Origin of the sequence: Magnetospirillum fulvum MGU-K5 (assembly GCF_000442515.1) — a bacterium.
GTDB classification, from domain to species: domain Bacteria; phylum Pseudomonadota; class Alphaproteobacteria; order Rhodospirillales; family Magnetospirillaceae; genus Phaeospirillum; species Phaeospirillum fulvum_B.
In genome coordinates this window covers 1-22,057 of the sequence record NZ_AQPH01000039.1, presented here as the reverse complement: position 1 = coordinate 22,057, position 22,057 = coordinate 1, and the positions used below count along the sequence as shown (strand labels likewise).

Sequence of the window (22,057 nt, the reverse complement as noted above, 5' to 3'; positions counted from 1 at the left end):
GGGGCCGTTACTGGCCCCGTACCCGAAGACGGTATTACTCTGCCGCGCAGGATTCCTGCGGCGCGCAATAGAGGCGATAGAGGGTGTCGATCACCGCGCCCGCTTCACGTCCATACAGCGAATAGAAAATCGTCTGCGCCTGACGGCGTGTCCGCACCAGATTGTCGCGGCGCAGGCGGGCGAGGTGCTGCGACAGGGCGGATTGGCTGAGCCCGATCACCCGCTCCAATTCGCCGACCGATTTTTCCCCCGGTAACAATTGGCACAGGATCATCAGGCGGTGTTCGTTGCTCATGGCCTTGAGCAAGATGCTGGCTTTGCGGGCGCTTTCGTGAAGTTTATCGACATCCATCGATGCAGGATCCTCGCTGGCGGACGAGATATATAAGATATCACTGAATTGAGATAATTCAATTCATACCCAGAAAACCACATTTTGACACGGCAAATCGAATCGAACAACGCGACAAAATTGTTATATGGTCGCAAAAAAACCGGGCAGTCTTGGGAAAAGACTGCCCGGTTGATTCTGTCCGTACGGCTTAGGCGGAAAGCTTAAGGTCGCCCAACGCAGACAAAGCCGTCTGGACGATGCCGCTGGCGTTCAGCCCGGCCTTCTCGTACTGCGCCCATTGGGTGTCGTGCTCGATAAAGACATCGGGCAGGATCATGGGACGAACCTTCAGGCCACGATCAAGCGCGCCCGAACTGGCCAGCAATTGCAGGACGTGGCTGCCGAACCCGCCGATCGAGCCTTCTTCGATCGTGATCAGAACTTCGTGCTCGCGGGCGAGACGCAGGACGAGATCTTCGTCCAGCGGCTTCATGAAGCGGGCATCGGCGATCGTCGGCGCCAGACCCATCGCGGTTAATTCGTCGGCGGCCTTCAGCACTTCGACCAGACGGGTGCCGAGCGACAAAATCGCGACCCGGTTGCCCTCGCGCAGGATGCGGCCCTTACCGAGTTGCAGCACTGAACCACGATCGGGCAATTCGACCCCCATCCCTTCGCCGCGCGGATAGCGGAAGGCCGAAGGACGGTCATCGATCGCGGCGGCGGTGGCGACGGCATGCATCAGTTCCGCCTCGTCCGACGGGCACATGATGACGATGTCGGGCTGACAGCCGATCAAAGCCAGATCGTAGGCACCGGCATGGGTGGCGCCATCGGCACCGACCAGACCGGCGCGGTCGATCGCGAAACGCACCGGCAGTTTCTGCAACACCACGTCATGCTGCAACTGGTCATAGGCGCGTTGCAGGAAGGTGGAATAGATCGCGCAGAACGGCTTCAACCCTTCGCAGGCGAGACCGGCGGCAAAGGTCACCGCATGCTGCTCGGCGATACCGACGTCAAAGCAGCGACCGGGAAAACGCGAGGCGAAGCGGTCGAGGCCGGTTCCGGCCGGCATCGCGGCGGTGACGGCGACCACTTTGTCATCGGCTTCGGCCTCGGCCATCAGGGCCTTGGAGAACACCGAGGTGTAAGAGGGCGCGTTGGCCGGGGGCTTCTCGAACTGGCCGGTGACGACGTCGAATCGTCCGACGCCGTGGTACTTGTCGGCAGCGGCCTCGGCGGGGGCATAGCCCTTGCCCTTCTTGGTCACCACATGGAGCAGAACCGGGGTGTTCGAGTCCGAATCACGGACATTCTTCAGCACCGGCAGCAGATGCTCGAAATTATGACCGTCGACCGGGCCGATATAGAAGAAGCCCAATTCCTCGAACAAGGTGCCGCCGCCGGTGACCATGCCACGGGCATATTCCTCGGCGCGCTTGGCGGCGCGTTCGAGCGGCGGGGGCAGCAGTTGGACCAGATCCTTGGCGAGGTGGCGGATCGAGTGATATTTCGGCGACGACATCAGCCGCGACAGATAGGCGCTCATCGCGCCGACCGGATGGGCGATCGACATGTCGTTGTCGTTGAGGACGACGACCAGCCGCGAGCCCTGGGCTCCGGCATTGTTCATCGCCTCATAGGCCTGACCGGCACTCATCGCGCCGTCGCCGATGATCGCGATCACGTTTTTGCTGGTGCCCTGGAGATCACGCCCGACCGCCATGCCCAGCGCCGCCGAGATCGAGGTCGAGGAGTGACCGGCTCCGAACGGATCGTATTCGCTTTCCGCGCGGCGGGTGAAGCCCGACAGACCGCCGCCGTGGCGCAGCCCCAGCATCTTGTCGCGCCGCCCGGTCAGAATCTTGTGCGGATAGGCTTGGTGGCCGACGTCCCAGATCAGCTTGTCGTTGGGCGTGTCGAACACGTAATGCAGGGCGACCGTCAATTCGGCGACGCCCAGCCCGGCGGCAAGGTGGCCGCCAGTGTAAGACACGGAGTGAATCATGGTCTGGCGGACTTCTTCGGTCAGCCGGATCAGTTCCTCAACGGTAAAGTCTCGAAAATCCTCCGGACCGGAAATGCGGTCAAGCAGGGGCGCTTTCGGGAGACGGGGAGGAGTTGAACTCATGTTCGGAAATGCCTCAGGAACGGCGCTGGACGACGAAGCGGGCGACATCCCGCATCAGATCGGCCGCTTCGCCGAAGGGATCGAGGTGACGGCAGGCCTGTTCTGCCAGCATGGCGGCCTGCGACCGGGCCCGGTCGAGACCAAGAAGGGAAACAAAGGTGGCCTTGCCGGCGTCGGCGTCCTTTTGGACCTGTTTGCCGACTTCCGCGGCGTCGCCTTCGACGTCGAGGATGTCATCCGCGATCTGGAAGGCCAGACCGAGATCGTGGGAATAGTTGCGCAGCGCGAGGCGCAATTCGCCATGCGCCTTGCCCAGTACCGCACCGGCCTCGCACGAGAACGAGAACAGCCGCCCGGTCTTCATCTGCTGCAACCGGGTAATTCCGGCGACATCAAGATCAAGATTGTGGGCCTGAAGGTCGATCGTCTGACCGCCGACCATGCCGAGCGCGCCCGAGGCGTGGGCCAGTTCGCTGACCAGATCGCAGCGGACCTGGGGGTCGGGATGGGTGGCGGGGTTGGCCAGCACTTCGAAGGCGCGGGTCTGAAGCGCGTCACCGGCCAGCAGCGCGGTGGATTCATCGAAGTGCCGGTGACAGGTCGGCCGGCCACGGCGCAGATCGTCATTGTCCATGCACGGCAGATCGTCGTGGATCAGCGAGTAGCAATGGATCATCTCGATCGCACAGGCGACGCGGATCGCCGCGCTTTCGGCGACGCGGAACAGCGAGGCCGATTGCATGACCAGGAACGGCCGCAGACGCTTGCCGCCATCGAGGCTGGAATAGCGCATGGCCTCGATCACGCGGTTTTCGGCACCGTCAGCCAAAGGCAGCAGGCGGTCGAGTTCGACATTGACGGCCTGGCTGGTGACCGTGAGGGCCTCGGCGAGGCGGGGAGAAATCGAAGACTGGCTCAAAGGATCACCCGATTGTGGATCACGCAAGGTCGGCGGGTTCGGTGGAAACGGCCCCATCGGGACCGGAAACAATTCGGTCGACTTTGGTTCGCGCCTCTTCCAGCCGGGCTTCGCAATGCTTTTTCAGTGCGGCGCCTCGGGCATAAGCGGCAATCGAATCGTCCAGGCGCCCGCGCCCGTCCTCGAGCTGGCGCACGATACGCTCCAGTTCGGCCAAGGCGTCTTCGAAGCTGAGGGCGGATATGTCTGGCGGCAGGTCGGCCATGGGTCCTTGAAGATTGTGGTCGTTGCGCCTGGGTATTTAGACCCGGGGGCGAGGAAGCGCGGAAGTTTACGGGCGCTCTTCGCCGAAGGCAAGTGCGGCGCAGGGGTAAGCGCGGTCGGATTGCTCCCGACGGTTCATTCCGACCGATTCCGCGTGATGAAAAAAACGTCACTTCGGATGTGCGATTAAAATCCCATCAGGGCGCGGACGTGTTCGCGGGTGCTGTCGGCCAGGGCGCGCAGGTCGTAGCCCCCTTCCAGGATCGAGACCACCCGCCGCCCGGCGGTTTCCTCGGCGACCTGGAGAATCTGCCGGGTCGCCCAGCCGAAATCGGCGGTGGTCAGGCGCAGGTGGGCGAGGGGGTCCGAGGCATGGGCATCGAATCCGGCGGAAATGATGACGAAATCGGGGGAAAAGGAGCGCAGGCGCGGGATCAGCATGTCGCCGAACGCCATCCGGAAATCGGCCGACCCGGTCCCGGCGGGGAGGGGGATATTAACGATGACTCCCTTGCCTCCGGTCTCGTCGGCCGATCCGGTATCGGGGTAAGCGTGTTCCTGGTGGGTCGACGCATAGAACGTGCCGGGCTGGTCCCATAAAATCTGCTGGGTTCCATTGCCGTGATGGACGTCGAAATCGACCACCGCGACACGCTTGTAGCCGTGGGCGTCGCGTGCATGCAGAGCGGCGATGGCTGCGTTGTTGAAGAAGCAGAACCCCATCGCCGTGCTGATCTCGGCATGGTGGCCGGGGGGGCGAACCGCGCAGAAACAGTTATGGACCTGCCCGGCGGCAACGGCATCGACGGCGGCGATCCCCGCCCCGGCGGCGCGCAAGGCGGCCTCGCCCGAATGCTCCGACAGCACGGTGTCGTTATCGAGCGAATGCTGTCCCGGCCCGGTGGGCACGGAATACAGCACCAGATCGATATAATCGAGCGGGTGGGCGCGCATAACCTGTTCCATGGTGGCGCGCGGCGCGACGTCGCGCAGCAACATGGAGAATTCTTCGCTCTCCAAGGCGGCGAGCACCGCCTTGATGCGGTCTGCGCATTCGGGGTGATAATCCCCGGTGTCGTGCTCCAGGCAGAGCGGATGCGTGTAGAGGAGCGTGGTCATGCGGCCGAATCACCCCGCGTTCTAAGATTATGGGTTTATTCTCCGGGATGGACGGCGCAATTTCCATCCCTGATTTCGACGGAGTGTATGGGTAATGGCGGAACGGATGCGAGTGGATCAGTTGCTGGTCGATCGCGGCTTGGTGGAAAGTCGGGCGCGGGCCCAGGCGTTGATCCTGGCGGGACTGGTTTATTCCGGGGATCGCCGCGTCGAAAAGCCCGGTACGGCGGTGACCGAGGATTACCCGCTGACACTCAAGGGGCAGACCCATCCCTGGGTGTCGCGGGGGGGATTGAAGCTGGCCCATGCGATCGAAACCTTCGCGCTCGATCCCGCCGGGAAGACCGCGATCGATGTCGGTGCCTCGACCGGAGGCTTTACCGATGTGCTGCTGACCCATGGTGCGGCAAAGGTCTATGCGGTCGATGTCGGCCACGGTCAATTGGCCTGGAAATTACGCACCGATCCCCGTGTCGTGGTGATGGAGCGGACCAATGCCCGCCATCTGAGCGCGTCCGACATCCCCGAGCCGGTTGACATGGTGGTGTGTGACGCCAGCTTCATCGGCCTGGAGACGGTGTTGCCCGCTGCGCTGGACCTGACCCGGCCCGGTGCCGTGCTGGCGGCGCTGATCAAGCCGCAATTCGAGGTCGGTAAGGGGCGGGTGGGCAAGGGCGGGGTTGTGCGCGATCCGGAGCTGCACCAGGAGGTCTGTGAGCGGATCAGGGACTGGCTGTCGTCGCGTCCCGGCTGGCGGGTCGAAGGGATTTCGGAAAGCCCGATTCAGGGGCCCGAAGGCAATCGCGAGTTCCTGATCGTCGGACGGCGGGACCTTGCCGAGGCGGCTCCGGAAAACCCGATAATTACGAAAGGTTAATCGGACCGAAAGGGCGCGGTAATCCGAGTCCAGGCATCATCTATTTATCAGCTTCAAACATCAGCCAAGACGTCTGTCTGACATCTCTCTTCTCTCTGTTTCGGCGGTTTTGAACTCCCGCCATCTTGTGCGCCTTACCCCCCCCTGTCCCCCCAGGAAGGCGCACAAATAAAAGGTCAGAACCGTGTCCCCCCATGGTCTGACCGCTTCACAGAAGCCCCCCGCATCGGTCCCCCCTGATGCGGGGGTTTTCTTTTCCATCCCCCGAGAATGCGACCGGCCGGGCGGGACCGGATCTGTTGGGGAGCGGTCGGGTGAAAATCCGATCATTACGAAAGGGTAATCGTTCCGACAGGGCGCGGTAACCCGTAAGCGGGCATTGTTGACTTATCAGCTTTGGTCCTCACTCAAAGACAACCAACGACCTCAATCTTCCTCTTGTTCCCCCCTCTGAAAGGGCGGCCCTGAACTCCCCGCCCTGGATTGTCAGCCTTCTGTCCCCCCCCCCTGAAGGATCGGCAATCCACCACAGTCCGACCGTCTTCCCCCCAGACGGTTCGACCAGACAGAACAGCCCTCGCGTTCCCCCCGGCGCGAGGGTTTTTCTTTGACCGCTCGCTTATTGCCCCCTGGTGATCGTTACCAAAGCTTCATAGCGATGACAGGGCGGTGTAATCCGGCCATCGGCATCATTCCCCAATCAGGTTCGAGTGACGGGATCGGTCGTTTTCGACAAGTCTCGTTTATGTCCAAAGGGTTCGGCGGCTGCGCAATGCCGTCGCGGGGTGTCTCCTCCTGTCGTGGGGGCGACGCACCGACGTCACGGGTCGGACGTGCTCCCGGCGTCCGCCCTCGCCGACAAAAGCCCCCACGCTGTTTTCCCATGGCGCGGGGGCTTTTCGATGAGGGGGGAAGGATGTAAGGTTCGGCCTCCGAACTGTGACCGAAAGGGCGACATGCGCATTCTGGTGATCGAGGACGATACCGAGGCAGCCGCCTATATGGCCAAGGGCCTTAGGGAAGCCGGTCATGTCGTTGACCTTGCCGCGACCGGCACCGACGGCCTGTTCATGGCGACGAGTGAGCGCTGGGACGCGATGATCGTCGATCGGATGTTGCCCGGTCTCGACGGGCTGGCAATCATTCAGGCGATCCGCGCCTCGGGCAACGTCACCCCGGTGCTGGTCCTGTCCGCCCTGGGCAAGGTCGATGACCGGGTCAAGGGGTTGAAGGCGGGCGGTGACGATTATCTGGTCAAGCCCTATGCCTTTGCTGAATTGCTGGCCCGAATCGAAGCGCTGTCCCGGCGGGTGTCGGCGGCACAGCCGGAAACCCGGCTGAAGGTCGAAGATCTCGAAATGGATCTGCTCGGCCGCAGCGTCACCCGGGGCGGTCAGTTGATCGACCTGCAACCGCGCGAATTCCGCCTGCTCGAATATTTGCTGCGTCATGCCGGTCAGGTGGTGACCCGGACGATGCTGCTGGAAAATGTCTGGGAATATCATTTCGATCCCCAGACCAACCTGATCGACGTCCACATCAGCCGTCTGCGCCAAAAAGTCGATAAGGATTTCGATCCGCCCCTGATTCATACGGTTCGTGGCGCGGGGTATACGCTTCGTGCGGCCCGCTAGTCTTCTTCGCACCACCACGTTCCGTCTGGCGCTGAGCTATCTCGGCATCTTCACCGTTTCGGCGGTGGCGCTGTTGGCGCTGGTGTCGTGGAGCACGACGATGTTCATCGAGTGGCAGGTGCAGGAGACGGTCGAGGCCGAAGCCACCGGCCTTTACGAAGTCTATCGCGATCGCGCCATTCCCGGCCTGTCCGAGATCATCGCCCAACGCACCCGTCAGGATATCGACGGCCGCGCCACCTATGCCCTGCGCGCCGGGGATGGCCGCATCGTCGCGGGCAATCTGCGTGCGTGGCCGACCGAAGTGGGGACGATGCTGGGCTGGGTCCGCTTCAACCTGTTGCCGGTGGTTGAGGGCGGGACCGGGGTCGAGGTGATGGCCCATGCCTATGAACTGGCCGACGGCCATCGTCTGCTGGTCGGCCGTTCGCTCGCCGACGCCAACCGGGTCAAATCGGCGATCAACCGGGCCTTGGGCTGGGGCTTGGCGCTGACGATTCAGTTGGGAGTGGTCGGCGGCTATTTCACCAGTCGTCACCTGCTTCAGCGGGTCGAGGAGATGAGCCGCACCGCCCGCAACATCTTTGGTGGCGATACCAGCCAGCGGATGACCTTGTCCGGCTCGGACGACGAATTCGACCAACTGGCCGAAAGCTTCAACGAGATGATGGATGAACTGGAACGGTTGCTGGAAGGCATCCGTACCGTTTCGGACAATATCGCCCACGATTTGCGCACGCCCCTGAACCGTTTGCGGTCGCGGATCGATCTGGTGCTGCTTGGCCCCTCGGATTGCGATGCCTATCATCGCACCCTCGAGGAAACCTTATCTGACGCCGATAATCTGCTGGCGACCTTTAACGCGATTCTGACGATTTCCCAGGCGGAATCTTCGGGGCGACTGGATCAGTTCGAACAGATCGATCCGGCTCAATTGGCCGGAGACGTGTTCGAATTGTACGAGCCGCTGGCCGAGGAAAAGGATCTGAAGATCACCTATGGCGGCGAGGCCGGTCAGTCCTTGCGGGGTGATCGTCACCTGTTGTTCCAGGCGCTGGCCAATCTGGTCGACAATGCCGTCAAATATACCCCGGCCGGTGGCAAGGTCGACGTGCGCGTTACCGCCTCGGGCGGCAATGGCGGGATCGCGATCATTGTTGGTGACAGCGGCCCCGGTGTTCCGGAAGAGGCGCGCCATAACGTGCTCGAACGCTTCGTACGGCTGGATTCCACCCGCTCGACCCCCGGTAACGGGCTTGGTCTGTCGCTGGTTCAGGCGGTGGCGCGGCTGCATGGAGCCCAACTCAGTTTGGGCGACAATTCACCTGGATTGGTGGTGCGGCTCGACTTTCCGCCGACGCAGGAAGCCTGAGCCTTCCGGACGGAAGGGGCCGGGAGCCGATGGCTCCCGGCAGGCGCTCTTATACCGACGGGTCAAGGACGGAACCCGCCGATATCAAAACACAATTTGGTATGTCGGTGGATTTAGTGGGTGGTACCCAGGTTATTTTTGATATTGGCGGTAATAAATTCCGCCTTATTTTTCATGTGTTATACACATTCAAGCGTCTTTTGGTGAAGTTCATCGGAACTCATGCTGAATATGGCGGAGACGTTATGATGGACATTCGCCCCCTGCGTTGCGAAGTGGACTACGAAAAAGCTCTGTCCGAGATTGAGCGCTTCTTTGAAAATGAGCCAGAGCCTGGAACGTCGGAAGCCGATGAGTTCGATCTTCTGGCCCTGATGATCTCTGATTATGAGGCCACAAATTGGCCGATTGATCCCTCTCGATCCGGTGGACGCCATTAAATATCGGATGGAGCCGAAAGGTTATAGCCAGCGAGACCGTGGCATCCCCTTCGGATCGCAGTCGCGGGCGTCTGAAATTTTGTCCCGCAAGCGGTTACTCACCATGCAAATGGCCTGGAAGCTCAACCGGGAATGGGGGGCATCGTCTCAATCGGCGGCCTTAAGGAAAGGGTATGACCCTTCCTGCGCCATTCGAATTGGTGGGGAATGACGACAGCGGGCCGGTTTCGATCTGACTGCCGTCTGACGAGCAGTGGGGTAAGGCTTTGAGAATCGACACAGCCTTCAAGCGGGTGAACTCAGGCCATTCCTAAACGGGACGCCGTTACCGTGAGTGCGGCTGACCATTACCGGGGCATTGCTAAATGCCACCTTGACTATCAGGCCGGTGTCGCCCGGAGGGCCGGATAGATACCTGGGCCCGGTGTGCGTGCGATATTCATCACCCAGCAAATGGTCGTGAAATAGCCGACCAGCACCGTCAACTCGACAATGCCAGCTTCGCCGAAAAGCCGTTTCGTTTCCGCGAAGCTGGCGTCAGACAGGCCATTCTGGCGCAGAATCTCATGGACCAGATCAAGTGCCGCCGCCTCGTCCTCGGGCAGATTGCGTGGGATGCGGTGCGCCGCGATGGCGTCCAGCGTTGCCTGGGTGATACCGGCTTTCAGGGCGAGCGGCGCATGGGTCTGCCATTCGAACTGGTTATCGGTGGCGCGGGCAGTTGCGGCGATGACAAGCTCGCGGATGTGGTTGGGCAGACCGCTGTCGAACCGCAAGACCGCGCCAAGCTCACCCAGATGCTCCATCAGCACCGGCGTGTGCAACAGGGGAATGAAGGGGCCGAATATGGTCTTGCGGGGGCCACGGATGATGGCCTCAGCGGCAGCGCGCTGGGCTTCGGATCGCTCGCTTTCGGCCAGAAGCGGCAGGCGTTCGGCGGTGATTTCGGCAAATCCTTGCGGTGTCGTCATGGCGATGTCCTGTTGCGTTGGGAGAGGAGCCAAAGCGGCGCGGCGGTCAGAAGCAGGGCGAGAGCGGCGACTTGCAGACCCAGGTGTAACGAGCCCGAGGGGGCGGCGCTCAATACCAGCGGCCCGGCCAATTGACCAAAAGCGAACGCCGCTGTCATGCGCCCCAGGGCGGCGGCGGCATGGTCGGGGGCGCGCAGGCGCGCCTCCTGCATCCCGAGCATAGTAATGACCATGAAGGTGCCGCCGATCAGCACGGCCGAGGCGACCAGCGTCGCCGGATTGATCCACAAGCCGGGCAATGCCGCGCCGATGGCCATGGCGATATGGCAAAGCGCCCAGGCACGCAGGCGGTTGCTCTGGATCCAGCGGCGACCGGCACATAGCGTCGACAAAGCGGCAGCGAGACCAAAGACCGGCCAGACCAAGCCGAATAGGCGTGGATCATCGATCATCTGACGGGCCAGCGTCGGCAGATAGGTCGCGGGCAGGATATAGCCGAAGCCGAACACGCCATAGCAGACGATCAGCAACTTCGACTCGCCGGTATCTCGGTGTTGAGACGCGGCATGCGGCGGGATCGGGCCCGGACCGCCGTGGAGCAGGTGCAGCGGCGCGGCGACGCCCACCAGAGCCAGCGCCCCCAGTTCCAGCCAGAGGCTTGCCGAGGAGGCGCCCGACCCCGCGGCCGCAACACAGAACAGACCGGCCAGCGCAATCCCTGACCCCACCCCGGCATAGACGTAGGCCGCGTGATGGGGCCGCTCGACTCGCGCCAGTTCATACAGAGACCAAGCGCTGACGCCGACCAGCGCCCAGCCACTCAGGACACCGGCTAGTCCCCGCAGCAACAGCCAGGCCGGAAACGCGCTGACAAGACCCATGGCCGCCGTGGTCAGGACGATGCCGACCAGGCTGATTTTCGCCGTTTGGGCCGGAGAAAACGGCAGCCGCCCCGCCGTCAGGGCACCGACCAGATAGCCGAAATAATTGACGGCAGCGAGCCAGGGGCTGGCATCGAGGCCCAGGCTGCCGTCGCGGATCATCAGCGGCAGCATGGGCGTGAAGGCGAAACGTCCAATCCCCATCGCCACCGCCAGCGCGGACCACGCGACGAAACGGATGGCCAAAGGAGAGAGAATTGCTCGCGTCATGTCAGCCATTAAGAAACACGGGAAAACATCCTGACAAATGAATTATTAGGAATTATACTTCTTTATATGAGAACACTCGATCTGGACTCCCTCCATATTTTTCGAGCCGTCGTGGCGGAAGGCGGCGTGGTTCGCGCGGCGGCCCGGCTTAATCGGGTCCAGTCGAATGTCACCACCCGCATCCGCCAACTGGAGGAAAAGCTCGGCGTGGCGCTGTTTCGCCGGGAAGGCCGCGGGCTGCGCTTGACCGCCGAGGGCGAGAAACTGCTCCCTTATGCCGAGAGGCTTCTGCGTCTGGCCGAGGAAGCAACCCTGGCCATGCGCAGCGGCCTGCCGCTGGGGCAGTTCCGCCTGGGAGCGCTGGAAAGTACGGCCGGTGTGCGCCTGCCGCCGCTGCTGGCGCTTTACCACGCCCGCTTTCCCAATGTGACGGTGGAGTTGTCCACCGGGTCGACGGGTCAGCTGCTCAATCGGCTGCTGAAATTCGAGATCGACGCCGCTTTCGTGTCGGAGCCTTTTTCCGCACCGGAGCTGGAGGCTCTGCCGGTCTTCATCGAGGAACTGGCTTTGGTCGCGCCCATCGGCGCGTCATTGGCCGACGCCACCCAACTGGCGCGACGTACCATCATCGCTTTTTCGCAAGGCTGCTCCTATCGTCGCCGACTGGAAGAATGGTTGGCGGCGGAAAAGATCAGCCCGGAACGGGTGCTCGAATTCGCTTCCTATCAGGCGATGGCGGCCTGTGTGGCCGCTGGCACCGGTGTCGCCGTCATGCCGCGTTCGGTTCTACGCGATCTGTCGGCAATCGAGCAGGTGGCGACCCATGACCTGCCGCCGCATATCGCCGCCAACCGCACCCATCTGGTTTGGCGCGCACCGTCCTCGCCAGCCGTCGAAGCCCTGTTGTCGCTTTTGCGTTCCGAGGCGGCTGACGTCCCCCCGCGTCCTTCCTTCCTCGCAGCTGGGTAGCTGTGAACATCACGCAGATGGCCGCTCAACAACAAAATGTTCATAGTCGAGCCGAGCGGCGTTCGCGATGCTCTCCCAGGTTGGTGGGGAGGACTGCTGAAAAGAGGAGAGGCTGTAAGGCGGTTCTCCTGACGCTGCGGGCGCGGGTCTACCGTCATGTGGAACCGACGGCCTGGACGGGCGGGGCGATGTCTTCGCTCAATCAAGGGATTGTCGTCCTGGTCCTGCTCAGTATGGCGCTGTTTGTGCTGGAGACCGAGCCCGCCCTGGTCGAAGAGGCGCGGCAAGACAGCCTCGATTCCCCCATCCGTCCCGACAAACCTGCACAGGATCCGTAGGGGGGGTCGCTCCTGGCTGGAAGACTGGGTGCGTTGACCGACTTATCAATGGCATAAAAGCCTGGGTTATTATTACACGGGGATGAGCGGGAGAAATCTTCTTGAGGTGACATCCTAAAAGTTGTTAAAAATCGTGATCCACATCCAGGTCCCGGTGATGGAGCAGAACCGCCCCAGGTTTGCCGAAGGCCCGTATGGGGCGAGCCGATCTGCAAGGGGAGGTGCGTCGGGTGTTTGACGATAACTTCCGGGTTTATAGAATCCGTAAGGTCTGACACCAGTTGCGCCGTAAGGGGCGGTTCAATCACCCTCTCCCCGCCAGTTGAGGACGACCGAGCACCTCGGCGAGTTGCTCATCCGTCATTGTCTCCAACTCCAGCAGGCTGTCGTAAGGATTTCCGGGCAGACCAAGCACAGCGGCAAAAGCGGGCTCAGTCTTGAATCCTCTTCGGCGCCAATCCAATATCGCCGAACATAATTCAGTGCCACCAAGCGACAGCAGTCGCTTCTCGATAACAAAATGTCGCCACCCTGCCTGCTTCGCTACAGGCAATACGCTTCCAAACAGTTCGAACTCCCACCCCTTCGCCCTGAACGAGGCAACAACGGGTCTATCGCCCGTCGTTCTTTGTCGGAGAGCGAAGTTTTCGAATGCGCTGAACTCCGTCCAGACAACCGATGCGAATGCGGATAGGTCTGGGGCGTGGCACAGGATATCAATGTCACTCGACGGCAGTGCCACCCCAATCGGGAGCGTTCCGGCGATATGCGGGTCAAACTCATCAAGGGCCTGCATCACTCCGACCGCATCAACAACCTCGAGATAATCGGCTTGGGTCATTGCCACCTTCCATCCATGGTTGTCCGCTTAAGTTTTCTGGCAAAGACGCACGGTGTTGATTTTATTCTTGTTCGGACGTTGGCGCGTCTCCTGGACACGAAAATAGAGGCAACAAAGTCCGACGCGAGAATAGCGTTTTAACCAAATTGGTGAAGCGGGTTCGAAGCCGACGTCTTCGATTTCGGCTTTGATAATTACGGCTGGTGAGCCAGGATGGATACTGCTGGTTCCGTTCAGGACTGAAAGGGAAGACCTGATCGGCTCGGTCTGGTCCGGCCGATCTTCGCTGTTGCCGGTGGTCGAGCAGACCTCCCCAGGGGACGACCCTGCTGCCGCCGCAATGGCGGCTAAATACCGGCCAACAGAGTAAATCGAGGGCTGGCCGGGGTATTACCCGGCGCGGGAAAAGCTCATCACCAGGGTCCGCCCCGCGTCACGAGCGGCGACCGACCCGGCCAACTGGCGGATCAGGGGGAGCCCGCGCCCGTGCTTGGCTTCGGTCACCAGCGGGCGGTCGAGGTAATATTCGGCATCAAAGCCGGGACCGCGATCGCGCACTGCGACACGCAGCCGACCCGAGGAACTGGGAGTAATCAGTAAATCGATCCGCTTCGCAGCCAGACGGCTGTCGCGAAGCCGTTCCTCGATCTGGTCGAGATAGCGGACCAGTCCGGACAGCGAATCCCGAGGCGCGCTGTCCATTTCCAGATTGCCGTGTAAAAGCGCATTGGTCAGCGATTCCGACAGGCACAGTTCGATCTCGTGCCGCCGTGCATCGTTCACCGGACCGAACCTGTCGATCACGGCTTCGGTAACCAATTGGGTCAGGTCAATCTTCCAGGCGCTGGCGGTGGTCAGCGACAGCACCAAACCCCCGGCGCGGATCGCGGCGCGCAGCCCTGAATCGATATCGTTCCATTGCATCGGCCCGGTTTCGAAATAGCCGCGATAGGGGGCCGACAGCCCGAGGCGAACCGCTTCCTCGGTCGCAGCACCGACCAACAGAGTTCCCCCCGTGCCGGGGACCGTCCACGCCGTGGCGTCGTCGAACAGGCTGATTTCGGGAAACTGCATCGCGTCCTCCTGATCGGTTCGGACGCGGTGCCGGTCCAAACCACGAGGCTAACAATACCATCGACCAGGAGTTTAGTATAGGGCAAAACGAATGGAAGTATGATTTATGTCATAGACACGGGGCGGATGCCGGGGGCAGCAAGGCGCGCGAGAGCTCGGCCAGCCGCCCGAACGGCGAGGCTCCAAACGGCAGAGCGATCTGTCCGGCACGGCGCAAGCCCTCGCGACCGAAGCGGTCGCGGATCGCCTCGATCAGCCATAGCTCGGCCTGGGCGTGGCGGCGCTTGGCCCGACCCTCGGCCCGGTCGAGAAAATCGGCATGCTTGTCGATCGTGCTCATCAAGGCGGCGATTCCGTCGCGGGACGGGGCCGAAACCATCAGAACTGGGATCGCCCAACCGGCATTCTGCTCGCTGGCCAGGGCCAAGGCGGCTTCGACATCGGCGCGGGCGCGGTCGGCCATATCGGTCATGTCGGCCTTGGTCACCACCACCAGATCGGGGATTTCGGCGATCCCCGCTTTCATGAATTGCAGCGCGTCGCCCGATCCCGGCTGGACACAAAACAGTACCGAATCCGCGATCGCGGCAACGTCGGTTTCCGATTGTCCGACGCCCACGGTTTCGATCAGGACGATATCGAACAGCGCCCGCATCAGCACCATCGCAGCGACGGTCAGTTCGGCCAGACCGCCCAACCGGTCGCGGGCGGCCATCGAACGGACGAAAATCCCCTGATCCTCGGGATCGGTGGCAAGACGGGTGCGGTCGCCCAACAGCGCACCGCCCGAACGGCGCGAGGAGGGATCGACGGCGATGCAGCCGACGCGGCGGCCCGAAGCCCGCCACTCGGCGATCAATGCATTCATCAGGGTGGATTTGCCGACGCCGGGCGGGCCGGTCATACCGACGACATGCGCCTGGGCGGCGGCATGGGCGGAATCAAGCAAAGAGAGAACGGACGGATCGTCGGGTGCACTTTCGATCCGTGACAACGCCCGGGCGAGCGCCGCTTTGCCACCCGCCCGGATCGTTGCGAGATCCATCCGTTCCGCCGCCGCGATCAGACTTGCTGGATCGCCGACAGCAGCCAGCTGCCGCCGGTGGTGGGACGGACAAAGGTCCACAATTCGGCGTGGGTCACCGGGTTGGTCCGGCTCCCCGAGACCAAGGCCCCGGTGTCGGTGCGGACCATGTAATCGAGGCAATCGAACACCAGACGAGCGGTGACGTACTGGGACTTGTCCTCGCGCCAGCTTTCGACGACGTCGCCTTCGCGCAACGTGATCTGCTCAACCCGGTTGACCTGTCCTTCGGCGGCATTCTGGCCAAGATCCTGGGCCAGGAACGTCACCATTTCCGGGGTCGCCCAGGCACGCAGGGCGGCGGGGTCGGCGGCGCTCCACGATTGCTGAACGCCGAGCAGGATATTGGTGAAGTCGTTCTGATCGGCCTCGGTCGGCTCGAACTCACGCTGGACCCGCTGCGGAGCCGCAGCCACCGGCGGAACCGAAGACAGAGGCGCCTCAAAGCGGGGCTCGACCGGGCTTCTCGGCGCGGCATACGGATTTTCCGAGGCGCGGGGCGGAGCGGCATAGGGGTTGAGCGACGCGCGCGGCGCGGCGGCATAGGGGTTCGGACCGGCCGGGGCGCGGCCCCGGAACAGTTTGAACGCCAACCAGACCAAGCCACCGATCACGGCGATCTGGATCAGCAGGCCGAGGATGCTGGCACCGGGCGCGGCATCCGAAGCGGCGGCGAGGGCCGGGGAGTGACCGAACAGCATGCTGCCGATCCCGGCACCGACCAGACCGCCGGCCATTCCGGCCATGAAGGGATTGCGCTGGAAGAAGCCGGGCTGAGCCGCCGCGGCGGGCGCGGCCATCCCCGCCGCACCGGCCATCGCCGGGGCGCGCATCGCGGGCTGTTGCAGACCGGGCTGAAGTCCCGGCGAAAGCGGCTGGGCTTCGACATTGCCGGGACGCGGCGCGGCCGAGGGCGGAGGCGGCGGGGTCGCGACACGGGGCGAGGGCGAAGAGGGCAGGGACAGGGTCCGTTCCATCGGAGCATCCGCCGTGCGCGACCCGCGCGAGCCTAAGCTGCTGCCGCTGCTGGATTTCGACGTGCTGCCCGCTTTGGCGAGCGCATCGGCGGCTCCGGTCATCACCAGGGTGAGGGCGACCAGAACGGGAAAAAGATACTGCCTCATGACGATCCTTCGCGGATGTTAAACGCGCTGTGGCATTAGGTAGGGGCGAATTTGCAGATTGCAAACGACGTTTGCGGGGATCAGCCGCCGTCGGGGCCGCCCTGTACCCGGCTCGCCAACGATGCCGCCATGAACAGGTCAAGGTCGCCGTCGAGCACGCCCTGGGTATCAGAGGTTTCGACGTTGGTGCGCAGGTCCTTGACCATCTGATAGGGCTGGAGCACGTAAGAGCGAATCTGATGACCCCAACCGATTTCGGTCTTCTGGTCTTCCAACGCCTGGGCGGCGGCTTCGCGCTTTTGCAATTCGGCTTCGTAAAGGCGGGCGCGCAGCATGTCCCAGGCACGGGCGCGGTTCTGGTGCTGCGACCGCTCCATCTGACAGGCGGCGACGATCCCGGTGGGGATATGGGTGATACGAACCGCCGAATCCGTCTTGTTGACGTGCTGCCCGCCCGCGCCCGAGGCGCGATAGGTGTCGATGCGGCAGTCGCTTTCGTTGACCTGAATCTCGATGGTGTCGTCGATCACCGGATAGACCCACACCGAGGAGAAGCTGGTGTGGCGGCGGGCGGCGCTGTCATAGGGCGAAATCCGCACCAGCCGGTGCACGCCGCTTTCGGTCTTCAGCCAGCCATAGGCATTGTGCCCGGCGACGCGGACGGTGGCGGATTTGATCCCGGCCTGTTCGCCCGGGCTTTCTTCCAGCCAATCGACCTTATAGCCGTGCTGCTCTGCCCAGCGGGTGTACATCCGCAGCAGCATCTCGGCCCAATCCTGGGATTCAGTGCCGCCCGCGCCAGCGTTGATTTCGATATAGCAATCGTTGCGATCGGCCTCGCCGGACAGCAGCGTTTCCAGCTCCATCTTGCGGGCGCGGTCCCTCAGCGCGCGGACCTGAGACTCGGCGTCGTCGATCACGGTCTGATCGCCCTCGATCTCGCCCAGTTCGATCAGCTCGATCAGATCGGCCAATTCGCGCTCGGTGGCGCGACAGCCCTGGATCGCGGTATCGAGATCGGTGCGTTCGCGCATGATCTGCTGTGCCCGCGCGGCATCGTTCCATAATTCGGGGTTTTCCGAGGCTGCGTTCAGCTCGTCGAGCCGCATCAGCGCCTCGTCCCAATTCAGGTGCCGCTTCAGCAGCGCCACGGAGCGCCGGATATCCTGGGCGAGCGTTTCGATTTCTGCCCGCATGGCTGCTGGTCCTCTCGACGGAATTGAGCCGCCCTTTTTAGGCAAGTCGGGAGAGGATGGCAACCCCGCCTTCGCCGTTCGGCGGTGCGGATCAGAAGAAGAAGTCGTCGATATCCGAATCTGCCGTCGCGTCGGTGGCGGGCGGTGGGGCGGACAGGGCGGCGCCATCGGCGAAAATGTCGTGAATGATCCGTTCGCTCGACATCGTGTAATGTTGCCCCAGCATTCGTTGAATGTCCTCGCGTACATTGGCCGGATCGACCCCGTCCGGGGCGGCGCGGTGGCCGAGTTCGGTCAGGCGGCGGACCAGGGTGCCGATTCCGGCTTCCAAACTGTGTTCAAGGTTGAAGCTGGCGGTCGCCTCGCCCAACAGCCGTGAAACCCGGTCGCAGGCGGTCATCAGATCGGTCAGCGTCTGATCGACCAGCGCGCTGATGCTGCGGATCGCCCGGGTCGATTCGGCGATATTGCCCGCCAGCGCGGCGGCGGTGGCATGCTCGCGCTCCGACCGCTCGGCCAGCGCCAACGCTTCGGCGGTGGCGGCATCGATCGCCGCCGCGATCAGCCGCGAGATTTCCTCGGTCCGACGCGAGCAGGCGCGCAATTCCTGCGCCACCACCCCCAGCGCGTGGCCCGATGCCCCCAGCCGGGTGCATTTCAAGGTCGCGTTCAGCCCCATGATCCGCAAATCGGCATCGATCGAGCGCAGGGCCGACAAATCCTTGGCGATCGAGGCGAAGACTTCTGACACCTGATGAATCAGCAGTCGGACCCGTTCGTCGGCCTGACAATAATTGTCGAGCAGCACGGCGGCGCGTTCGATGTCGGCGGCGACCGTATCGATAAAGCTGTTATTGCCGTTCCGTCCGCCGAACAGCGATTGCGCCTCGGTCAGGATCGTCGAGGCTTCGGTCCCCAGCGCGGTCAGATTGCCTTTCAGCTCGCGGATCGCCTGGGTGAAATCGCCGACCGCCCGTTCCATCTGCTGGGCCTGCAATGAGCAGACCGAGGCCAAAATCTGCTGCTTGCGGCTGTCGTCGAGGTCGTACAGCCACTCTGTCTCCGTTCCCGCTTGCGGCTGGTTCAAGCCACGCATCAGGGCCAGGGCCGAGCGGACATGCTCGAAGCGCTGGCTGGTCATGTCGTTGATCTGGAGAGCGGATATCGATCGCGAGACCCGTTCGCCGATCGTGGCGGTCCGTTTTTCGATGTCGGGCAGGGCCCGGCGCACGGTTTCCCGCCGCGCCGCCAGTTCGGCCAATTGCCCCCCCATCCGGTTGCCGATCGCTTCCAGTTCGACCGCATCGCCGCGCTGAAAGCTGTCCGAGGCGAGACGGGCCGAGGCCATCGCCGTCGCCAGCGAGCCAAGCTGCCCCGACGCCCGCTTGATGGTGTCATCGGCCAATTGCTGCAGCCGGTCGATATCCTTGGTGAAGACGGTGAAGTCGATCCCATGGGCATTGACCTGGGCGGCGTGGATTTTGGCGTTGATACCCAGCGCCGAAATCTCGGAAATGATCTTGGCCAGCGTGCCAAGCGGTTTCGCCACCGCTCCGGTCCGTTGGTCGAGATGGCCCAGACTGGCGGCAATCGCCCGCGTTTCCGCCGAAATCGCCAAGATATCTTCGCGCGCCGAGGCGATCATCTGTTCGGCTCGGTCGCCGTTCCCGCTGTCGAGCATCTCGGACAAAGCGTGGAACTGAACACTTCCTGCCGACAGGGTGGAGCGGGCCGAGGCCAGGGCGTCGCCCAGGGTCATGAAGGCTGTTTCGTTGGGGGAGGCCAACTGAGCTAATTCGTCGTTCAGCGTATCAAGGGCACGCAGGATATCGACCAGATCGGACGCAGCCATCCGAGAGGCCAGGCTATCCATTGCCATGCTCCTGATGGCGGACCAATCCGGACGAATCGTTACCGGCGCGGCCGATCTCGCGGGCGATCTGGTTCAAGGGGAGAATTTTCATGGCGGCTCCCCGTGCGATCGCTTCTTTGGGCATGCCAAAGACGATGCAGCTTTCTTCGTTCTGGGCGACGGTATAAGCCCCGGCATTGCGCATCTCCAGCAATCCATTGGCTCCATCATCCCCCATTCCTGTCATGATGATACCAACCGCATTACCCCCTGCGCAATGGGCGGCAGAACGGAACAGAACGTCAACTGAGGGGCGGTGCCGCGAGACCAGAGGCCCATCCTTGATCGCGACGTGATAGCGGGCCCCACTGCGCTGCAACAAGGCGTGGCGGTTGCCCGGCGCGATCAGGACCCGCCCGCGCAACATCGCATCGCCGTCCTGTGCCTCCTTGACCGTGACTTCGCACAGCCCGTCAAGGCGGCGGGCGAAGGCGGCGGTGAAGCTTTCGGGCATATGCTGGACGATGACGATGGCCGGGCTGTCGGCGGGAAGCTCCTCTAAAACCTCGCGCAGGGCCTCGGTGCCGCCGGTCGAGGCCCCGATGCAGATCACCTTTTCCGTCGTCCTGGCCATCGCGCCACTGGCCGAGGCATGGGGGGCGGGCATCATCGCATCGGCGGTCAACTTGGGCGCCGGGCCACGCGGATGCGGGGCGGCAGCGGTGGCGGCGGGGCGGGGGCGGCTGCCCAGACGGCATTGCGCGGCCGCCTTGACGGTGTCACAGATGCGGACGTGGGCTTCGATCAGGAATTGCCGGGTGTCCATCCGGGGTTTCAGGATCACATCGACCGCACCGGCTTCCAGCGCCTGCATCAGCGTTTCCGAGCCTTCCTCGGCCAGCGACGAACACATCACCACCGGAATCGGATGCTGGCTCATGATCTTGCGCAGGAAACTGATTCCGTCCATCCGCGGCATCTCGACGTCGAGGGTGATGACGTCGGGGGCTTCCTGAGAGATCAGGCGGGCGGCTGCAAATGGATCAGCGGCAGCCCCCATCACCTCGATGTCCGGGTCGGATTCAAGAATCCCCTTGAGCGTCTGACGCACGGTGGCGGAATCGTCAACAATCAGAACCCGGATCGGTTTGGGCATGAAGACTAGCTCCGCATGAAGACGGCCGAAGTGACGTGGGTCAGCGGCAAGGTGCCGCCCAGTACCGATTCGCTGTGACCGACCATCAGAAATCCGCCGGGGCGCAAATGACGGCACAGCTTTGACAATACGGTGTGTTGGGTTGCTTTGTCGAAATAGATCAGCGCATTGCGGCAGAAGATAATGTCCATGTCGGTATCCATCGGATAGTCGCTGTCCATCAGGTTGAGATGGCCGAAATGGACCCGTTGCCGCAAATCGGGGATCAGACGGACCGTGGGGCGGGCGCGGTCGCGCGAGCGGCGCAAATAGCGTTTTGCCAGATCGTGAGGCACTTCGCGGGCCATGTCTTCGGGGAAGATGCCCATCTTGGCCTTTTCCAGGACGTCGGTGCAGATATCGGTGGCGTAGATGTCGAAGCGGAAATCGCGCACGGTACGGGCCTGTTCGCCCAGCACCATCGCCAGGGTATAGGGCTCGGCCCCGATCGAGCAGGCGGCGCTCCAGATCTTTAAGGGGCGGTCGCGGCCGGGGTGGTGGGGCAGGGCTTGCAGATGGGGCAGCGCCTTGGAGGTGAGAAAGCGGAAATGCTCGATCTCGCGGAAGAACTCGGTTTTGTTGGTGGTGACCGCGTCGATCAGTTCGACCATCTCCGAGGCAAGCTGTCCCTCGTCGAACAGGCGACGGCAATAATCGTTGAGGCTGGGCAGATTCAGCGCCCGAACCCGGCGACGCAACCGTCCCTCGACCATCGTCTTTTTGACCGGGGGCATCCGGATGCCGCAATAATCCTGGATCAGTTCGCCAAGACGGCGGAAATCGCGTTCGGACAGGTGATCGGTGGGGGGTGATACTCTTCCATCGGCAAAATCCTGATCAGTCGCTCGCACTCAATGGCAGGTCGGCAGAAACCAGCGCAGCTTCCTCGCTGGAAAAAAGCTGGGACAGATCGAAGACAATCACGAAAGCCCCACCCGAGCGGCCAATGGCGCGGATATAGTCCGAACGCCAGCGCACGCCGACATCGGGGGCCGCTTCCAGTTCGTGTTCGGCGAGCGAGGTAACCTCGATCACCCGGTCTGAAATCATCCCCATCGTGATTTGGCGGCTACCCACCGGGACTTCAAGGACGACAATCCGGGTATTCTCGGTGGGAGTGACCGGCGGCAGCCCCAGCTTGGTCCGCAGATCGATCACCGGGACGCCCT

General features: G+C 62.7%; 22 protein-coding genes. 6 read left to right on the top strand and 16 right to left on the bottom strand.

The annotated features are described in order from the left end of the window. Positions 1–34 precede the first annotated feature (34 nt). From K678_RS10810 to K678_RS10790, 5 genes are all read right to left on the bottom strand, one after another. Positions 35–352 (bottom strand): ArsR/SmtB family transcription factor, encoded by a 318-nt coding sequence (locus K678_RS10810; RefSeq protein WP_021132484.1) that lies wholly within the window; start codon positions 350–352, stop codon positions 35–37. Positions 353–542: 190 nt separating this feature from the next. After that, the gene (gene dxs, locus K678_RS10805) at positions 543–2,468 is read right to left on the bottom strand and encodes a 1-deoxy-D-xylulose-5-phosphate synthase (protein WP_021132483.1); all 1,926 of its coding nucleotides are present in this window, start codon (positions 2,466–2,468) and stop codon (positions 543–545) included. A 13-nt stretch (positions 2,469–2,481) separates the two neighbouring features. After that, on the bottom strand, positions 2,482–3,387 hold the full coding sequence (locus K678_RS10800) for a polyprenyl synthetase family protein (protein ID WP_021132482.1): 906 nt from the start codon (positions 3,385–3,387) through the stop codon (positions 2,482–2,484). Positions 3,388–3,406: 19 nt separating this feature from the next. Next, positions 3,407–3,652 carry an exodeoxyribonuclease VII small subunit gene (locus tag K678_RS10795; RefSeq protein WP_021132481.1) on the bottom strand — a complete coding sequence of 82 codons (246 nt, stop codon included), beginning with the start codon at positions 3,650–3,652 and terminating at the stop codon, positions 3,407–3,409. A 185-nt stretch (positions 3,653–3,837) separates the two neighbouring features. Further along, complete coding sequence (locus tag K678_RS10790) at positions 3,838–4,770, bottom strand: histone deacetylase family protein (RefSeq protein ID WP_021132480.1); 933 nt, start codon at positions 4,768–4,770, stop codon at positions 3,838–3,840. Positions 4,771–4,864: 94 nt separating this feature from the next. Between K678_RS10790 and K678_RS10785 the strand changes: the two genes are divergently transcribed. From K678_RS10785 to K678_RS19515, 4 genes are all read left to right on the top strand, one after another. Next, positions 4,865–5,647 (top strand): TlyA family RNA methyltransferase, encoded by a 783-nt coding sequence (locus K678_RS10785; RefSeq protein ID WP_021132479.1) that lies wholly within the window; start codon positions 4,865–4,867, stop codon positions 5,645–5,647. A 956-nt stretch (positions 5,648–6,603) separates the two neighbouring features. Beyond that, positions 6,604–7,281 carry a response regulator transcription factor gene (locus K678_RS10780; protein ID WP_021132478.1) on the top strand — a complete coding sequence of 226 codons (678 nt, stop codon included), beginning with the start codon at positions 6,604–6,606 and terminating at the stop codon, positions 7,279–7,281. After that, on the top strand, positions 7,268–8,653 hold the full coding sequence (locus tag K678_RS10775; protein ID WP_021132477.1) for a sensor histidine kinase: 1,386 nt from the start codon (positions 7,268–7,270) through the stop codon (positions 8,651–8,653). The genes K678_RS10780 and K678_RS10775 overlap by 14 nt, the downstream gene beginning before the upstream one ends. 29 nt (positions 8,654–8,682) lie before the next feature. Continuing rightward, positions 8,683–9,093 carry a type II toxin-antitoxin system HigB family toxin gene (locus tag K678_RS19515; RefSeq protein WP_231376248.1) on the top strand — a complete coding sequence of 137 codons (411 nt, stop codon included), beginning with the start codon at positions 8,683–8,685 and terminating at the stop codon, positions 9,091–9,093. Positions 9,094–9,473: 380 nt separating this feature from the next. Here the strand turns inward: K678_RS19515 and K678_RS10760 are convergent, their stop codons facing one another. Both K678_RS10760 and K678_RS10755 read right to left on the bottom strand, forming a co-directional pair. Then, positions 9,474–10,064, bottom strand: coding sequence for a carboxymuconolactone decarboxylase family protein (locus K678_RS10760; RefSeq protein WP_021132475.1), 591 nt, complete (start codon positions 10,062–10,064; stop codon positions 9,474–9,476). After that, positions 10,061–11,215: a YbfB/YjiJ family MFS transporter gene (locus K678_RS10755; protein ID WP_081673241.1), complete on the bottom strand. Its 1,155-nt coding sequence runs from the start codon at positions 11,213–11,215 to the stop codon at positions 10,061–10,063. Before K678_RS10755 ends, K678_RS10760 begins: the two co-directional genes overlap by 4 nt. 66 nt (positions 11,216–11,281) lie before the next feature. Here K678_RS10755 and K678_RS10750 point away from each other — a divergent pair, with 66 nt between their 5' ends. Both K678_RS10750 and K678_RS10745 read left to right on the top strand, forming a co-directional pair. Further along, positions 11,282–12,184, top strand: coding sequence for a LysR family transcriptional regulator (locus K678_RS10750; protein ID WP_039852803.1), 903 nt, complete (start codon positions 11,282–11,284; stop codon positions 12,182–12,184). Positions 12,185–12,372: 188 nt separating this feature from the next. Continuing rightward, entirely contained in the window at positions 12,373–12,522 is a 150-nt protein-coding gene (locus tag K678_RS10745; protein WP_155804525.1) for a hypothetical protein, read from the top strand. Positions 12,523–12,826: 304 nt separating this feature from the next. Here the strand turns inward: K678_RS10745 and K678_RS10740 are convergent, their stop codons facing one another. The 9 genes from K678_RS10740 to K678_RS10700 all read right to left on the bottom strand — a co-directional run. Continuing rightward, positions 12,827–13,363, bottom strand: coding sequence for a DUF4269 domain-containing protein (locus K678_RS10740; RefSeq protein ID WP_021132472.1), 537 nt, complete (start codon positions 13,361–13,363; stop codon positions 12,827–12,829). A gap of 390 nt (positions 13,364–13,753) precedes the next feature. Continuing rightward, positions 13,754–14,437, bottom strand: coding sequence for an ATP-binding protein (locus tag K678_RS17745; protein WP_021132471.1), 684 nt, complete (start codon positions 14,435–14,437; stop codon positions 13,754–13,756). A 109-nt stretch (positions 14,438–14,546) separates the two neighbouring features. Further along, positions 14,547–15,482, bottom strand: coding sequence for a methylmalonyl Co-A mutase-associated GTPase MeaB (meaB, locus tag K678_RS10730; protein WP_021132470.1), 936 nt, complete (start codon positions 15,480–15,482; stop codon positions 14,547–14,549). Positions 15,483–15,499: 17 nt separating this feature from the next. Beyond that, positions 15,500–16,645, bottom strand: a complete 1,146-nt coding sequence (locus tag K678_RS10725) for a TIM44-like domain-containing protein (RefSeq protein WP_021132469.1) — start codon at positions 16,643–16,645, stop codon at positions 15,500–15,502. 80 nt (positions 16,646–16,725) lie between these two features. Next, the gene (gene prfB, locus K678_RS10720; protein ID WP_021132468.1) at positions 16,726–17,841 is read right to left on the bottom strand and encodes a peptide chain release factor 2; all 1,116 of its coding nucleotides are present in this window, start codon (positions 17,839–17,841) and stop codon (positions 16,726–16,728) included. Between the two features lie 91 nt (positions 17,842–17,932). Then, positions 17,933–19,714 (bottom strand): hypothetical protein, encoded by a 1,782-nt coding sequence (locus K678_RS10715; protein WP_021132467.1) that lies wholly within the window; start codon positions 19,712–19,714, stop codon positions 17,933–17,935. After that, positions 19,707–20,849: a protein-glutamate methylesterase/protein-glutamine glutaminase gene (locus K678_RS10710; RefSeq protein WP_021132466.1), complete on the bottom strand. Its 1,143-nt coding sequence runs from the start codon at positions 20,847–20,849 to the stop codon at positions 19,707–19,709. Before K678_RS10710 ends, K678_RS10715 begins: the two co-directional genes overlap by 8 nt. Before the next feature lie 5 nt (positions 20,850–20,854). After that, entirely contained in the window at positions 20,855–21,739 is an 885-nt protein-coding gene (locus K678_RS10705) for a CheR family methyltransferase (RefSeq protein WP_021132465.1), read from the bottom strand. Beyond that, a partial coding sequence (locus K678_RS10700) for a chemotaxis protein CheW (RefSeq protein WP_021132464.1) occupies positions 21,726–22,057 on the bottom strand: 332 nt, incomplete at its 5' end. The genes K678_RS10700 and K678_RS10705, both read right to left, overlap by 14 nt.

Coding starts and splice junctions, on each gene's coding strand:
- K678_RS10760 (WP_021132475.1), bottom strand. CDS start 10,064: ATGACGACACCGCAAGGATTTGCCGAAATCACCGCCGAACGCCTGCCG.
- prfB (WP_021132468.1), bottom strand. CDS start 17,841: ATGCGGGCAGAAATCGAAACGCTCGCCCAGGATATCCGGCGCTCCGTG.
- meaB (WP_021132470.1), bottom strand. CDS start 15,482: ATGGATCTCGCAACGATCCGGGCGGGTGGCAAAGCGGCGCTCGCCCGG.
- K678_RS10785 (WP_021132479.1), top strand. CDS start 4,865: ATGGCGGAACGGATGCGAGTGGATCAGTTGCTGGTCGATCGCGGCTTG.
- K678_RS10780 (WP_021132478.1), top strand. CDS start 6,604: ATGCGCATTCTGGTGATCGAGGACGATACCGAGGCAGCCGCCTATATG.
- K678_RS10745 (WP_155804525.1), top strand. CDS start 12,373: ATGTCTTCGCTCAATCAAGGGATTGTCGTCCTGGTCCTGCTCAGTATG.
- dxs (WP_021132483.1), bottom strand. CDS start 2,468: ATGAGTTCAACTCCTCCCCGTCTCCCGAAAGCGCCCCTGCTTGACCGC.
- K678_RS10795 (WP_021132481.1), bottom strand. CDS start 3,652: ATGGCCGACCTGCCGCCAGACATATCCGCCCTCAGCTTCGAAGACGCC.
- K678_RS10710 (WP_021132466.1), bottom strand. CDS start 20,849: ATGCCCAAACCGATCCGGGTTCTGATTGTTGACGATTCCGCCACCGTG.
- K678_RS19515 (WP_231376248.1), top strand. CDS start 8,683: ATGGCTCCCGGCAGGCGCTCTTATACCGACGGGTCAAGGACGGAACCC.
- K678_RS10750 (WP_039852803.1), top strand. CDS start 11,282: ATGAGAACACTCGATCTGGACTCCCTCCATATTTTTCGAGCCGTCGTG.
- K678_RS17745 (WP_021132471.1), bottom strand. CDS start 14,437: ATGCAGTTTCCCGAAATCAGCCTGTTCGACGACGCCACGGCGTGGACG.
- K678_RS10740 (WP_021132472.1), bottom strand. CDS start 13,363: ATGACCCAAGCCGATTATCTCGAGGTTGTTGATGCGGTCGGAGTGATG.
- K678_RS10790 (WP_021132480.1), bottom strand. CDS start 4,770: ATGACCACGCTCCTCTACACGCATCCGCTCTGCCTGGAGCACGACACC.
- K678_RS10755 (WP_081673241.1), bottom strand. CDS start 11,215: ATGACGCGAGCAATTCTCTCTCCTTTGGCCATCCGTTTCGTCGCGTGG.
- K678_RS10810 (WP_021132484.1), bottom strand. CDS start 352: ATGGATGTCGATAAACTTCACGAAAGCGCCCGCAAAGCCAGCATCTTG.
- K678_RS10715 (WP_021132467.1), bottom strand. CDS start 19,714: ATGGATAGCCTGGCCTCTCGGATGGCTGCGTCCGATCTGGTCGATATC.
- K678_RS10725 (WP_021132469.1), bottom strand. CDS start 16,645: ATGAGGCAGTATCTTTTTCCCGTTCTGGTCGCCCTCACCCTGGTGATG.